Source organism: Acinetobacter sp. YH01010 (assembly GCF_013420775.1).
Taxonomy (GTDB): domain Bacteria; phylum Pseudomonadota; class Gammaproteobacteria; order Pseudomonadales; family Moraxellaceae; genus Acinetobacter; species Acinetobacter amyesii.
In genome coordinates, this window is record NZ_VOYF01000009.1 from 97,901 (window position 1) to 113,833 (window position 15,933).

Genomic DNA, 15,933 nt, shown 5'->3' on the forward strand with positions numbered 1-15,933 from the left:
CTAGGATTAAACATGTCTACTAGCGTTATTATTCTTGCTGCAGGTAAAGGAACACGTATGCGTTCACGTTTACCCAAAGTTTTACAACCCCTCGCAGGACAACCGCTGCTCGGTCATGTCATCAACACGGCGAAAAAACTAAATGCAGAAGAAATAATTACCATCTATGGGCATGGCGGTGAATTGGTTCAAAACGCGTTTGCACATGAAAATATCAAATGGGTTGAACAAGCAGAACAATTGGGTACAGGCCATGCAGTCAAAGTGACTCTGCCTGTCCTAGCAAAAACTGGGATTTCTTTGATTCTCTCGGGTGATGTGCCTTGCATCACTGAAGCAACATTACAAAAACTATTAGATGCATCTGCTCAAACAGGTATTGGCTTAGTAACCCTAACGGTTAATGATGCGACAGGTTATGGTCGTATTGTACGTGAAAATGGCAAAATTCAAGCCATTGTTGAACACAAAGATGCCTCTGAAGAACAACGTAAAATCAAAGAATTTAATACCGGTATTTATGCAGTAAGCAATGCCAAATTACATGAATGGTTACCAAAATTAAGCAATAATAACGCGCAAGGTGAATATTACCTGACCGATATCGTTGCCATGGCGATTGCAGACGGTCTCGAAGTGGCATCTGTTGAACCAGAACGCGCTTTCGAAGTGGAAGGTGTCAATGACCGTGTACAGTTAGCTGCACTTGAACGTGAATTTCAAGCATTCCAAGCTAAACAACTGATGCAACAAGGCGTTCACTTGATTGATCCTGCACGTTTCGACTTACGTGGTACATTGACTGTTGGTCAAGATGTCCGTATCGATATCAACGTGATTATTGAAGGTGATGTTGAAATTGGTGATAACGTTGAAATTGGTGCTGGTTGTGTGATTAAAAACACCAAGATTGCAGCAGGCACTAAAGTTCAACCGTATAGCGTTTTTGACAGCGCTATTGTTGGTGAAGACGCTCAAATCGGTCCATTTGCACGTTTACGCCCAGGCGCAAACTTGGCCAATGAAGTGCATATTGGTAACTTTGTTGAAGTTAAAAATACCACTGTCGGCTTAGGCTCTAAAGCCAACCACTTTACCTATTTAGGTGACGCGGAAGTCGGTGCAGGTTCAAACATTGGCGCAGGCACCATTACCTGCAACTATGATGGCGCAAACAAATTTAAAACCATTATCGGTGACTCAGCTTTCATCGGCTCAAATAGCTCATTAGTCGCTCCTGTCACCATTGGTCATGGTGCAACAGTGGGTGCTGGCTCAACCATTACACGTGACGTGGCAGACAATAGCCTTGCGGTAGAACGTTCGAAGCAATTTGCCAAAGAAAACTATCAACGTCCCCAAAAATTGAAGAAATAAGAGGATTAAACTATGTGCGGTATTGTCGGTGGCGTTGCAGAACGTAGTATTACCAATATTTTAATTGAAGGCTTAAAGCGTCTTGAATATCGTGGCTATGACTCTGCGGGTTTAGCGCTGATTAATAAAGGCCATGTTCTACGTGAACGTCGCGTAGGTAAAGTTGCAAATCTTGAACAAGCCGTTGAAGAAGCAGATATCGCAGGTTCGGTCGGTATTGCACATACGCGCTGGGCAACCCATGGTAAACCGACTGAAAATAATGCTCATCCGCATATTTCAGGCAATGTTGCTGTAGTTCATAACGGCATTATTGAAAACTATCAAGAGCTTAAAGATGATCTTGAAGCACTTGGTTATATCTTTACCTCACAAACAGATACAGAAGTTGTCGCGCATTTAGTCAATGACGCTTTAAAAAGCACTCCGAGTCTTTTAGAAGCAGTTAAAAGTGTCGTGCCTCAGCTCAAAGGTGCTTATGCACTGGGTATCGTACATACCGACCATCCTGATGAATTAATCACGGTGCGTGAAGGTTCACCTCTTGTGATTGGTGTCGGTATTGGCGAGAACTTTATTAGCTCGGATCAATTGGCACTTTTACCGATTACCAACCGTTTTATCTACCTTGAAGAAGGTGATATTGCACGTTTGACACGTAATACCATTGAAGTATTCGTCGAGGGTAAATTGGTGAATCGTCCAATCAAAGAGCTTGATGCGACTGTAAGCAATGCTTCAAAAGGTGAATATAAACACTATATGCTCAAAGAAATTTATGAGCAGCCTGAAGCGATTAAACAAACGATTTCACAAGCCTTAAATGGTAATGCGCTTCGTGATGATTTCCTTGCCAATGCAGCTCAAGATTTCAGCCAAATTCAACAAGTGCAAATCATCGCTTGTGGTACTAGCTACCATGCCGGCATGATTGCCAAATATTGGTTTGAACAACTGATCGATGTGCCTTGCCAAGTCGAAATTGCCAGTGAATTCCGTTATCGCTCGCCTGTGATTGTGAATAACACACTGTATGTTTGTATTTCTCAATCAGGTGAAACAGCCGATACTTTAGCTGCACTGCGTGATACGCAAAAGCGTGCAGCAGCGAAAAGCTTGAATATCACCACCATGACCATTTGCAACGTGGCAACCTCGTCGATGGTACGTGAAACCAACTACAGTTTGTTGACGCTCGCAGGCCCTGAAATTGGTGTTGCTTCGACCAAAGCATTTACCACACAGCTTGCGGCACTGATGCTAATGGTATTGAAAATTGGTCAAATTAAGCAAAGCATTTCAACTGACCGTGTCTCTGAAATTATTGCAGCGCTTTGGCATACACCGAAAGTGATTTTAGATACTTTACAAAATAATGCTGAGATTCTACGTCTATCAGAATTATTTGTTGAAAAAAATCACTGCCTATTCTTGGGTCGTGGAACTGAGTTCCCTATCGCCCTTGAAGGTGCTTTGAAACTTAAAGAGATTTCATACATCCATGCTGAAGGTTATGCGGCTGGTGAGTTAAAACATGGTCCATTGGCACTGGTTGATAATGATATGCCTGTGGTGATTCTTGCTCCACAAGATGACATGTTGGATAAACTCAAATCGAATATGGAAGAAGTGCAAGCGCGTGGTGGTGAGTTATTTGTCTTTGCAGATGAAAATAGCGGGATCAAAGCGAAAGATCGTCAACACGTGGTTTATGTGCCAAGTGTGAATGAAATCTTGTCACCAATCGTATACAGCGTACCCGTGCAATTACTCTCATACCATGTTGCAGTGCTGCGTGGAACAGATGTCGATCAGCCACGTAACTTGGCGAAGTCAGTGACGGTGGAATAATAATTTTTGATCAAGGGCTGGAATTGTGTTCGTATAATTAAGTTTGTACCAAATAATTAAGTTTAGATTTAATTATTTAAGTTTGGATATTAATGAAGTAAACGAATAACCCCCCACCCTGTAGAACCAGTGATTCTTCACCAAGTCTACAGGGTTTTTAATATAATTAAATTCAAATTAGAGCCAAACCAGAAATATAAAATTATTACTAATATATTCAATTAGATAGATATATAAAAATCTCACCCTAGATTCAAAAAGCATTCCTTTTTGACCTCACCTTGAAAAAATTTCATTTTTATTTAAAGTATGCTTCGCCTTTCTGCGCAAGAATTCGCATTTTAAATGCGGAAGAATATTATGCAAACTTAATTTCATCTAGAATTAAAGATAGTAAATATTAATACAAACTTAATTTTAAAAATAAAAAACAATGAATAAGATATATCAATAACTTAAGATAAAAAATAAAACAAACTTAATTAAATTACCATAATTAGACGCAGTATTTGGTCATAAAGCAAAATAAGGGATAAGGAAATATGTGCAAACTCTGAATAAGTCTATTAGCTATTCCTGTTACTAGCAGCCCACCTTATTTAAAATGAGGTATTTCATTCACTGGATATATTAATGTTAATGGATTTGATGTTAATGAGATAAAGCCAAACCGCTGATAAAACTCCATAGCTTTTTGATCCTTAGCATGTATTACAACAAAATTTACGCCAATAATTTGAGCAACTTTTGAAACTTGTTTAAGAGCATGTGCTAAAAGTACTTTTCCAACTCCTTGCCCCTGTGCTGCTTGATCAACGGCAAAGCGACCCACAACCACACAAGGTAAGGGATAACGAGGTAATCGTTTAGTGAGAACAGCATCAACCCCATCAAATCCTATAGAGGTACTTGATAGACAATAAAATCCCCTCACCTGTGCATCATCAATAGCAACATAGGTTTTACTTGTTCCTGATTTCTGATGTTGGGATGCGTATTGTTTTATGAACTTATTTAAATCATCTTGCCCACAATTAAATGATTTTTTCTGATGATGGGCTTGTAAAACCTCAATTTTCATCCAATAAACTCATTAAATTTTTCATCTCATCATTTGCAGGGCGTGGATTTTCAAGCAAATTCATTAACATATCACGATCAGCATTATTTACTTTTAACTCGTGATTAGATTTAAGTAATTCTTTTGCTCGTTCAAATGAGGATTGGATCATAAAGGAACTCACACTAAGACCCAATAAATTCGCAGCTTGCTCAATTACATTCTTTGCATCTACGGTTGAACGAACATTGATTCGTTCTGTTGCTAAGTTAGCCATATTTTCCACCAATTTGTACATCATAATGATGTACAAATTATAGCAGATTAAGGTAGTACTTTAAGATCCAAATTTACATATTTTGTTCTAAAATATTTGGAATAGAAAATAAGCATTTTACTATGAACCAAAATGAATGGTCGGGTTTGAGTCTGAATATGCAATTGGTTTACATAAGAATATGCAACGATGTTTACTAAGATGTAATTTGAATACTTTTGCCTATCATCAACGTTTTTTTAAACTCATTAATTGAGTATTAAAATACCATATTATTTATTAAGTTGCTGAATTAAATAAATAATTAAATAAAAATTATAAAATTTTGTTTGTATATAAATATATTTAAGTTTGTATGTTTTTGCTAAATACAAAATTAACCCGCTTCAGATATGATTAATTATCCACCAAAACCCACAGGTCTTCTGTATGGCAAAAATTATAAAAAACTATGAAGAACTAGTAACAGAAGGGTATGGCCAGGGCCATGGACGCGATTATAAACCTTGTAAAACTGTTCAAAACTTCAGTTCAATTGGTCGCTCTCACAGAGTACAAGGCCGTGTCAGTAAACGTCTTCATCACTTATTTTCTGATCTAGAGCTATCTACCTTTTTACTGCTTGACTGGAATCAGAACGTTACAGATATTCGCGAGCATTATCCTTTGGATATCTATGATCTTAACTCCATCTGTTCTCGTTTCCGAATGAAAAAAGTGTCGATTGACTATATACCTTTTACCCTATCTTCAGATTTTTTAGTTGATTTTGGTAAGTTTTCTATAGCCCTTGACACTCTTTACAGCAAAGATCTGAATAAAGCTCATGTTATTGAGTCATTAGAAATTAAACGTCGCTACTGGGAAGAAGAGCACAATACGCCGTTCAAGTTGATTACTGAAAAAGACATTCCTGCTACGGTACTAGAGAACATTAAATGGTTGTATGTAGAAAAAAATGACCTTGAAATAACAAATCACATGATCGATCTAGCAGTTTATTTTATGGAAGAAATTAGCCAGTACCCTCAAAGCTCATTAATCCAATTTTGTAAGCATTTTGACCAAACTCAAAAAATGGGTATCGGAGCGACGCTCGCATTGTTTAGAAAATTATTTGCACTGCGAATACTTCAATTTAATCTAGAAATTTCGTACTTGGAGCTTAAACTCTCTGATATTCATGCAAGTAATTTGCTCCAGAATGAGAATACAGTCCATGCAACTAATTAATTCAGTTTACATCTTGAATTCAACACAATACCGAATACTCAAATTCTTACCGCAGTATACGGTATGGATTGCGATTGATAATAAAAATGCTTTTCCTGAACTCATTTTGTCTAAGGAACTTCAAACTCTCTCAGATGATCAAAGCCTGATACCAGCGCAAGATCCTTATGAATACTTAAAACGATTAAACTTGAGTGAAGATTCTATTCAACTCAAAAAAAGAGATGAAAACTTTTTAATTATTCAAGATTTAATTAATGATGATCAAGTTCTTATCAATGCAAAAATCAGGACTGCAAAAATTAAAACTCTACATCTAGAGAAAGAAGTATCAATTAATAAAATTCTACGACTCCTAAGACGCTACTGGCAGCGTGGTCAAACGATAAATGCTTTGGTACCGGACTATGAAAACTCAGGTGGAAAAGGCCAAAAAAGAACGATAGGTGATAAAAAAATTGGCAGACCACGCATCTATGAATCAAATGAAGGTAAGAATGTTACTGAACAGGTTGAATTATATTTTAAGAAAGCCATCGAAGAGTATTTAGTTCCTGTCAAAAAACAATCCATTAACGAAACTTATCTTCGGTTTAAAAATTTATTTTCCAAGCACTTTCATCAAGTGCAAGCTGGAGATATTCCAACGTATGCTCAATTCTACTACTTTTATAATACGCGATATAGAAATAAGAACAATTCCAAGGAAATTCTGAAGAATCAGAAAACCCTGAAAGATCACAAACCTCTGACTTCAACAGCGACCAAGCAAGCAAATGGTCCTGGTGCACGTTATGAGATAGATTCAACAGTCGCTGACATCTATCTAGTATCATCACGAGATCCATCACAGATTATTGGCCGACCTACCGTATATATTGTTATCGATGTATTCAGCAGGATGATTACTGGACTTTATGTCGGTATGGAAAACAGTTCATTTAACACAGCTATACAATGCCTCAGCGTTGCAATCCAAGATAAAGTGACATTCTGTCAGAGTTATGGCTTGCAAATACAACCAGAAGACTGGCCTATTTATGGTTTACCTGGTGCCATACTTGCAGACCGCGGTGAACTCATTGGTTATCAAATTGAACTTCTTGAAAAAAACTTTTCTGTTCGTATTGAAAATGCGCCACCGTATCGAAGCGATGCCAAAGGTATTGTGGAGAGGGCTTTTGGAATCATTCAGTCACGCTTTAAATCCTACGAGAATATTGGTGTTGTTTCTGGATTCAAGGAAAAAAAGAAAGGCGGACATGATTATCGACTAGAAGCTTGTCTAACTCTGGAAGAGTTCAGAAAAATCATCTTAAGCTGCGTCTTGTTACGCAATAATTTTGATATTTTGACGAAATACGATCGTAGTGCCGATATGCCGACTGACCTGCCTTCTACCCCCCTTAAGCTCTGGCAGTGGGGTCTACAGCACCGTACTGGGATGTTGAGACAAGTGGATAACAAATCACTATATGTTGGCTTGCTACCTAGGATCGATGCATCCTTAAGTGATAAAGGACTTAAAGTCAAAGGATTAGTCTATCAATGTTTGGAAATGCATCAACAAGGCTGGTTTATTCGTAACACGACCAAATCCCGCCCGAAAAAGTTGCGGATTGGTTTTGACCCATACTCAGTAAATACCATTTATGTTTTCTTTGATGAAAATAAATTGGAATACTGGGAAGCCCACTTAAGTGATGCCTCACGTCAATATCAGCATCTGACCTGGTGGGAAGCTGAACAAATTCAAAAAGCGATCAAAACTGTTGAAAAACAGCATTCGCAACTAAAGTCTGTAGCCATCAGTGAATTGCAGGATTTTACTGACAAAATCATTCATGCAGCACAGAGTCGGCAGGCTCAAGTAGGAGTACACCAACTTTCTAAAGCACAACGTACTCGGGATATCCGTCAGAATAAACAAGAAGCTATCCAAGTGGAACGTGCGGAACATCTCCAGAACAGACCCAGCAATTCTATCCAGACTATCAATCCCAACCAAGACAATTCTCAAATATCCCAATCTGACAGCAGCAATCTGGATTTAACCAGTCAACCAGACTTAATGAGACAATTATTTGAAGAGGACGATGAAGAATGAATAATAATGAAATAGTAGTTAATACATCGATACAAGACATCTATGGGGATAATCCTCTCATTACTAAATTACCGCCTATCCTTGATACAAAGTCAGTCATTAAACACCTACGGGGAAAACTGAAATTTATTCCAGAACAACGTTTCTTACCCCAACCAGAAAGAATCCATCTGATTGCTCAGCTGCCTCATGATTTTTTTCAACCACTGACCAAACATCTATCACTGGAACAAAAAATTTCTATCATGATCCGGCAAGGTTACGTGAGTAGAAACATCAATAATGGTGATAGACAAAGGCATTTACACGCCGCTTTTCAACAACTTGAACCATCAAATGAAAGTTCTTACCGATATGCACCTCCAGAATCAACTGCGACCAGCATGTCAATTATAGGATGCTCAGGAAGCGGCAAAACAACGACGATGAACAAGATTTTGCGTTATTACCCGCAAGTGATTGAGCATAAAGAGCTAGGATTAAAACAAATTGTTTTCCTTAAAATTGATTGCCCGCATGACAGCTCTTTAAAAAACTTATGTTCAAACTTTTTTAGAGCAGTAGATTTAGCATTAGGAGATACTAACTTTGAGCATCGTTTCACCAGAAGCCGCTTAAATGTGAATGCAATGCTGCAACAGATGAAAATTATCGCAAATAATTATTCTATTGGACTTCTGATCATTGATGAAATCCAGCATTTGAATACAAAAAAATCTGGCGGGGCTGAGATCATTCTTAATTTCTTTGTCACGCTGGTGAATGTGGCATCGATCCCTATCGTGATGATTGGGACACCTAAAGCGAATGAAATCCTGCAAGAAGACTTAAGGTCAGCTAGACGCAGTGCAGGATTAGGCTCTTTAATCTGGGAACCTATGCGAAATGAAGCGCCTATTCCCGATCCTGGCGACCCTGATCAAATGATCATTTCTGAATGGTATGCCTTTACCAACAAGCTGTGGCAATATCAATGGATTCAACAACCAGCTGAACTGACCGATGAATTAAGAAACACTTGGTATTATTATACGCAGGGCATTCCAGATTTAGTGGTTAAGCTGTTCTGTCTGGTACAAATTCACGCCATCACCATCGGCCTGGAAAAAATCACCTCAGAATTATTTAAAAAGGTCTATGAAGAACAATTACAGCCAGTCCACGACATTTTAGATGCACTGCGTTCAGGCAATCCCGCACGTATTGCACGGTATTCTGACCTAACCATCCCTCAAGTTCAAATTGAAGAATATGTTGAAAAACAACGTTTTAAATCTGAATTAAAAATGGAAAAACAGCATAAAGATTTAGGACCGCATTATTCTACCCTCATTGGTATGCTGACAGCCTTTGGTCACCCGGCTGCTACAATAGATCTGCATGTCACTTCTGCATTAAAAAAATATCCAAACGAGAACTTACAGGTACTACTCCAGCATATTCTGGAAGTATTAGACGGCTCTGTAGCAAAAGATAAATTGGACCAGCCTCAGACCACAACTTCGGTAAGAAAACCAAGAACATCACGCAAAGTCATGAAAGCAGAAGAATGGAAGAGCACTGAAGCCAATGACTTACGGAATTTTTTCAGTCAAGCACAAGAAAAGGAAGTAGATGTTTATGAGCTATTAAAATCATCTCACTATTTGTTTGATCCCACCTCTCCTGTGTTGCATTAAACAAAAAATAGAGAGTAAGTGTATTATGATTTCAAATTTTCCAATACCATATCCAGATGAGTTAATTTACAGCGTGATTGCACGTTATGCTATTCACAATGGAATTTTAAGTCCCAAATACCTTACTGAAGAATTATTCAATAATAGAAATTTGACGCCAACTTACGATTTACCATCTCATATAGGAAAATTGGCTAGTTATTTACCCGATTGCTATGATGCACTCTATTTAATCAACCACCACACCTTATTACCAATTTATCAACCATTTCAACCTGATACAGTGATGCGTTATGCTGTACATGTATTACAGGGTGAACAGTATCAATCATTACATACCAAGTTGGGAAAAAATGCGTCACGAATCAAATCTGTAAATTTTTTTCGGTTCTGCCCTCATTGCTGGCAAGAACAGATGGAGCAATATGGTGAAGTTTACTGGAAACGCAGCTGGCAGATTACAGGATATGAATATTGCATAAAGCATGAATCTGCCCTTTTTGTCAGCTCTGTTCCTTGCAATGGGCTAGACCGAAGATTTTATAATGCTCATTTAAATGTCCTTATTGACTCCTCACAACTTTTTATTAATTCACAAGACTTAAAGCGTCATCTAGAGTTAGCAAAAATAATCGAGGATCTACTTATTCAATCTAGCCATATTGCAGTACAAGATGTTTCGATTTTATCAAATGCCTACTTCAATCTATTGAAAGACAGAGGCTTACTGTCAGGTCAAAAAAATATCAACTACGAAAAAATTCGTCACCTTGTCTTAGATTACTGGGGCGAAAGCTTTCTTAAATACTATCATTTAGATGATCTTCTTTCTGAGAACTGCTGGCTCAAAAATATGTGCAGGAAACATCGTAAAGCATTTTCTTATCTTGAGCATTGCATTGTATTAAAATCGCTGGTTCCAGAGCAAAAACCAATTGAAACATATAAGCAATATGTTAGCTTAGCATCTATAGAAAAAACAAACTTAGATCAGCAGCACGAAGCTCCCCCTGTATGGGTTAATAATAAAATAGATATGATATTATCTGAAGATCAAAAACAATGGACAAAATTAATTCAGAAAAATTCTGTTAAGCAGGCACGTCAATGTGATCCTGCACTTTACGCTCGGTTATATCGTAATCATAAGAACTGGCTATTACTGACAAATAAATCTGCTGTGGTATTACCTTCAGCCATTCCCAAGCCACGTGTAGATTGGAAAAAGCGAGATCAACAATTGATTAAACAACTCATCAAAATCCGGGATCAATTATTAGAAGATCTCGACTCTCCACAATGGACAAAAAAGTTTTTTATTAAGCAACTTGGCTCGGTAAGTATGATTGAAAAAAACTGGAGTTTTTTACCACTCACCACCGCCTTTCTAGAGCGTTACGCTGAGTCTGCAGATTGTTATCAAATACGCCGTCTTACACGAACATTTATTCGCCAATACACTGAAAATCAGTTCTATCCACCGAGTGTTTTTCTTCGACTATCCGGATTAAGCCCTGAACGATTAACGCCAGAAGCTCGTAGATTTTTTAATAGTATTTGGGGGTGAAATTAAAAATGAGTGATTGTCTGATCGAATATTTACCGAAAGATATGATTTATTATACTGCGAAAAAAATTAGTCGACATGGTCAAACTCGGTTTGATATTGATACTTGTTTATTTAACCCTCTTATTAAACGGTATATTCATCTTAAATTGCCAATTGAAAGTATTCTTCTTTATTACCATAAAACTCCAATTGCCAATCCTGATCCACAGAAATTATTTAACCACACCCTGAAATCAGTGGATTTTTCAGCGCTCAACGTTTTAGATTTATCCAAGAACAATTATCAAAAAACGCATAACGGTCAGTTATACTTTGAGTTTAATTATGATTCACCCATATTAAAGAAAAATATGACAATTCTTTTACCTAAGCTTATTCTTGCTCGGGATCTATTTTTTTCACACCCCTATCTTTTACGTGCAGCACTTTTTGCAGAAAATTATTCAACAGATATTTTAGTGGATATGAATGATGAAAATGCTATACATATTAATATTGCGCAAAACAAAAAAATTATGAGAGCTGATATCTCTGATCCTCATTTTTTAAAGAAGCTAGCTTTAATTTTATTACAGCCGGACTTAAATAAGGCCTTCCTTAGTATTTATCAAAAAACAATTGTTGATCAAAAAGGTGTTAAAAGCTTTAATTTTGATATGGAAGCTCCTAATATCAAAAATATTAACCTAACAGTAGAGGGTATTTTTAATAAAAAAACAGGTATTTACAGAATTGAGCGCATCACGTCTTTCAAAAATCTTGATACAGCTATCAACCGCCCTATTCAATTTCATTTCACTTCAAAAAAGATTATACAACAAATAAAAAATGCTCAAGGACAAAATCCCAAGCAGTCAACACCAACATGTCCACCTAGAGAAAAATTAAATCAAAAAGCTGATGCAGATATCGATAAACTAATAGCCAAACTAAGAAACCTCCCAGGAAAAATTTATACGATAGAAGAATTAAAAATTTCTTTAGAGACGCCCCCTTCCGAAACTACCATACGGCAAAGACGAAAGCAGATGGATAAAGACCAAAATCAAGAAGAAGGATTTGCTGGCGGAGAAGGAGATATAGAGGGTACTCTGCCTGGAGTTACAACAGAATCAGATATTCAACTAGAGCGAGTCACTCATAAAGACTTGATTAAGGTATTGGACAAAATTGAACAAAAAGGATATGAAATCAAAGAAATTAAGAATTCACCGTTTAAAAAATATAAACGTTTCCGAGGCCACAAGTTTTCTAACGCCAATCAACTACGATACTTTTATGTCTATAGAATTATAAACACAAAAAATGATGAACAATTCTATCTATGTGAAATTGATACATCAGATGGAAAAAAGAACATCTCTACACTATTACTCCGATATGAAGAAAAAACTCAATTATTAATTGAGATAGATTTCGAAAAATTAAACAATTCAATACTTTCTCAATCACTCAGTTGGCCTAAAAAGTTTATATCTGAAGTAAGAGGTATTACCGCCTTTACTACAATTAATCATCCTTCAAAAAAGGAACAACTAGACGATGTAAATTATTATGTTGACTGGGCTCAACGGATCTTAGCAAAAGCAAAATCAATATAAAGGTTAAACAGTATCTTGGCATATAGGAGCGATTTTCCTTCTATAATCATACCTTCCTTACTTCGCAGGAATTATTTCGAGAATTTAGATGACACAACTTACTTGTTTTAAAGCCTATGACATTCGCGGCAAACTTGGTACAGAACTCAATGAAGAGATTGCTTATAAAATTGGTCGTGCGTATGGGCAAATTTATCAACCAAACAAGATTGTGATGGGCTGCGACATCCGTCTCAGCAGTGAAGATTTAAAACAAGCCACCATCAAAGGTCTGAATGATGCGGGTGTTGATGTATTAGATTTAGGTATGACGGGGACTGAAGAAGTCTATTTCGGTGCCTTTCATCTAGATGTTCAAGGTGGGATCGAAATCACGGCAAGCCACAACCCGATGGACTATAACGGCATGAAATTGGTCCGCGAAAATGCACGTCCGATTGGAGCCGATTCAGGGTTAAAAGAAATTCGCTTATTGGCTGAATCAGGCAACTTTAATGAAGTTATCACTAAAGGCAAAACTGAAAAATACAATATTCTTCCTGAATATATTGATCATTTAATGTCTTATATTGATCCTGCCAAAATTCGCCCACTTAAATTGGTCATGAATGCAGGCAATGGCGCGGCTGGTCATGTGGTTGATGCCATTGAAGCAAAATTTAAACAGCTCAATATGCCTGTTGAATTTGTCAAAATTCACAATGATGCCGATGGTACTTTCCCGAATGGTATTCCCAACCCAATTTTAGTTGAAAATCGTGACAGTACTCAAAATGCAGTGCTTGAACATGCTGCGGATATGGGCATTGCTTGGGATGGTGACTTTGACCGCTGTTTCCTGTTTGATGAGAAAGGTCAATTTATTGAAGGCTATTATATTGTCGGTCTATTGGCACAAGCGTTCTTACTGAAACAATCTGGTGAGAAAATTGTGCATGACCCTCGTCTGGTTTGGAATACCTTTGATGTCATTGAACAATACCAAGGTGAAGCGATTCAGTCTAAATCAGGGCATTCATACATTAAAGAAAAAATGCGTGAGCACAATGCAGTGTATGGCGGTGAAATGTCAGCACATCATTACTTCCGTGATTTCTCTTATTGTGATAGCGGTATGATTCCTTGGTTATTGGCAATTTCTGTACTCTCAGAAACCCAGCAAACATTGTCTTCACTGGTTGAAGAAATGATTGAAAAGTTCCCTTGTTCGGGTGAAATCAATTTTAAAGTTGCGGATACTCAAGCCACCATTCAAAAGATTTTTGATCACTTTGCCGATCAACATCCTGCAATTGATGAAACGGATGGTGTCAGTCTGAATTTTGGTGCATGGCGTCTCAATGTTCGAGCATCGAATACTGAACCACTTTTACGCTTAAATATTGAAAGCCGTAAAGACCAAAATCCAAAACCAATGCAAGATTATGTCGATGAATTAACGCAGTTGATTCAAGGGTAAATTTTTCTGCATGCTAATAAAAAACCATTCAACTTATTCATTAAGTTGAATGGTTTATTTTTAGCTTAACTCAAAAGAAATTCTATTTAAGCTGATAACTGATTAAAATAATGAACGATCCAATGGAATTTCGACTCCGATAGACACTCCCGCATCTTGACCATAGACATCAGAATCACTCACCCATCCATTCAGCTTCAATGGTGCATTTGGTTTTAAGTAATGTGTCCAAGTAAGATCTAAAGCTTTAATTTCATCTTTTTGCGCAAATGCATGATTATTTATTGAATTTGACTGATTCACTTTGGCCATCATTACTCGACCATTTAAGCGATTCATAACATCAAAGCGAATATCTCCACCAAGACTTAGCATTTGACCATCCCCGCCCATCGCATGACCTAAAGGGTAACCATGTTGATAATAACCATCTTGATAAATATAGTGATTATAGGAAATACCTTGTACGTCGCCATTTGTTCGAGTATCAGCCCATTCCGCATACACCTGCAAAGGTAAATTATTCAATTGTGAAGAATAATCTACCCCTGCTAAATACATTTTTTTTGAAGGAAGAAGCCCAGCTTCATCTTCACCTACATACTGCCCATACAGGCTAATCGGGACACCACTCCAGTGGTTTAAATTAAGGCGTGCATCAAAACCCGCAATTTGATTAGACTTATCTAGATCGCCATCATAAAAGTTGTCATTACCTTTAATTGCATTCCATAATGAGTCAAAACTTTCTGAGCGCCCCTCACCTCCCCATTGAAGAATTCGAGAAGCGCCTAGCTCCAAGTAAGGCAATGGCTGTGCAGTTAGACGCAGCCCTAATAGTTTGGCATCTGGAATCGCACTGTAGTCATCTAATTGACCTGCAAAAGCTTGATATTGCCAAGGTCCAATCCATGACAGCAACTTTGTTTCAAAGGCCTGTTGTTCTGCTCTTTGCATAGTAAAACCATAAACAGGGCGACTCGTATCACCACGGATTAGGCTTCCTTCATGTCCAGGTCCCCAATAGGTTGGGATTTGTCCCGCAATCAACCATTGATTCCACAATTTTCCTGCAATATAAGAACCTTCTAAATTGACATCATGTCCATGGTCAATGATTGGATCTTTTTCAGCATTGACTCGCAGTCTTGCATCCCACTGCGTTCCACCTGCATTCAATTCAAGGGCCGCTTGATATTGCGATTTTTGCTCATCTGCAAATTTTTGCGGGATGTTTTGTGGATCTGTTTCAGCAAATAAATCGAGCTTAATAGAGGTATTTTCTGCTTCTAAATTTGCCATAACCGAACTGACAACTTTCTGCTGAGCATTATTTTCAATTTTGGCAGTAGATAATGCACGCTGAATTTCTTCACCACTCAATGGCCAAGTCGAAGTGCTGATTTGGATCACACCTTGCTGATTCAGCCAATTTAGATCTGTACGTAGATCATCATTATTCAAAATGATCCCTTGAGCGCAAACCGGCAGAGCTAGAGAAGAAAAAATCGCAAATGATAAAACCCTAAGAGCTTGATATTTCATATGTTATTTCAATCAATTTATCTTTTACATATGATAACGATTTTTTTCAAACAAAAGATAAGATCTGTAATTATTTTTGCACAATCAATACACGACTCACGACTTAAGTTAAGTAGTGAGAAGTATGGCAAATACAAAATTCGCCATACTGTCTTTAATGAATTTACACACTAA

General features: G+C 37.5%; 11 protein-coding genes. 8 read left to right on the forward strand and 3 right to left on the reverse strand.

What is annotated here, in order from left to right:
• The first annotated feature begins 12 nt into the window (after positions 1-12).
• Complete coding sequence (gene glmU / locus FTT77_RS09950; RefSeq protein WP_180109287.1) at positions 13-1,377, forward strand: bifunctional UDP-N-acetylglucosamine diphosphorylase/glucosamine-1-phosphate N-acetyltransferase GlmU; 1,365 nt, start codon at positions 13-15, stop codon at positions 1,375-1,377.
• Positions 1,378-1,389: 12 nt separating this feature from the next.
• Complete coding sequence (glmS, locus tag FTT77_RS09955; protein ID WP_180109286.1) at positions 1,390-3,228, forward strand: glutamine--fructose-6-phosphate transaminase (isomerizing); 1,839 nt, start codon at positions 1,390-1,392, stop codon at positions 3,226-3,228.
• A gap of 595 nt (positions 3,229-3,823) precedes the next feature.
• Here glmS and FTT77_RS09960 read toward each other — a convergent pair.
• Together FTT77_RS09960 and FTT77_RS09965 are read right to left on the reverse strand one after the other, a co-directional pair.
• Positions 3,824-4,309, reverse strand: coding sequence for a GNAT family N-acetyltransferase (locus FTT77_RS09960; protein WP_180003567.1), 486 nt, complete (start codon positions 4,307-4,309; stop codon positions 3,824-3,826).
• The gene (locus tag FTT77_RS09965) at positions 4,299-4,565 is read right to left on the reverse strand and encodes a DUF1778 domain-containing protein (protein ID WP_039890759.1); all 267 of its coding nucleotides are present in this window, start codon (positions 4,563-4,565) and stop codon (positions 4,299-4,301) included. Before FTT77_RS09965 ends, FTT77_RS09960 begins: the two co-directional genes overlap by 11 nt.
• 429 nt (positions 4,566-4,994) lie before the next feature.
• Between FTT77_RS09965 and FTT77_RS09970 the strand changes: the two genes are divergently transcribed.
• The 6 genes from FTT77_RS09970 to FTT77_RS09995 all read left to right on the forward strand — a co-directional run bounded on the left by FTT77_RS09970 (position 4,995) and on the right by FTT77_RS09995 (position 14,214).
• Entirely contained in the window at positions 4,995-5,798 is an 804-nt protein-coding gene (locus FTT77_RS09970) for a TnsA endonuclease C-terminal domain-containing protein (RefSeq protein WP_180003570.1), read from the forward strand.
• Positions 5,785-7,905, forward strand: coding sequence for a Mu transposase C-terminal domain-containing protein (locus FTT77_RS09975; protein ID WP_180109285.1), 2,121 nt, complete (start codon positions 5,785-5,787; stop codon positions 7,903-7,905). Before FTT77_RS09970 ends, FTT77_RS09975 begins: the two co-directional genes overlap by 14 nt.
• Entirely contained in the window at positions 7,902-9,584 is a 1,683-nt protein-coding gene (locus FTT77_RS09980) for an AAA family ATPase (RefSeq protein WP_180091953.1), read from the forward strand. Before FTT77_RS09975 ends, FTT77_RS09980 begins: the two co-directional genes overlap by 4 nt.
• A 25-nt stretch (positions 9,585-9,609) precedes the next feature.
• Positions 9,610-11,151, forward strand: a complete 1,542-nt coding sequence (locus FTT77_RS09985) for a TnsD family Tn7-like transposition protein (RefSeq protein WP_180109284.1) — start codon at positions 9,610-9,612, stop codon at positions 11,149-11,151.
• Positions 11,152-11,159: 8 nt separating this feature from the next.
• Positions 11,160-12,755, forward strand: coding sequence for a Tn7-like element transposition protein TnsE (locus FTT77_RS09990; RefSeq protein ID WP_026056512.1), 1,596 nt, complete (start codon positions 11,160-11,162; stop codon positions 12,753-12,755).
• 88 nt (positions 12,756-12,843) lie between these two features.
• A complete protein-coding gene (locus tag FTT77_RS09995) occupies positions 12,844-14,214 on the forward strand; it encodes a phosphomannomutase CpsG (protein ID WP_180109283.1) in 1,371 nt (456 codons plus the stop codon).
• Positions 14,215-14,316: 102 nt separating this feature from the next.
• Here FTT77_RS09995 and FTT77_RS10000 read toward each other — a convergent pair whose 3' ends face one another.
• Positions 14,317-15,759: a capsule assembly Wzi family protein gene (locus FTT77_RS10000; RefSeq protein WP_180109282.1), complete on the reverse strand. Its 1,443-nt coding sequence runs from the start codon at positions 15,757-15,759 to the stop codon at positions 14,317-14,319.
• Between the last annotated feature and the right edge of the window lie 174 nt (positions 15,760-15,933).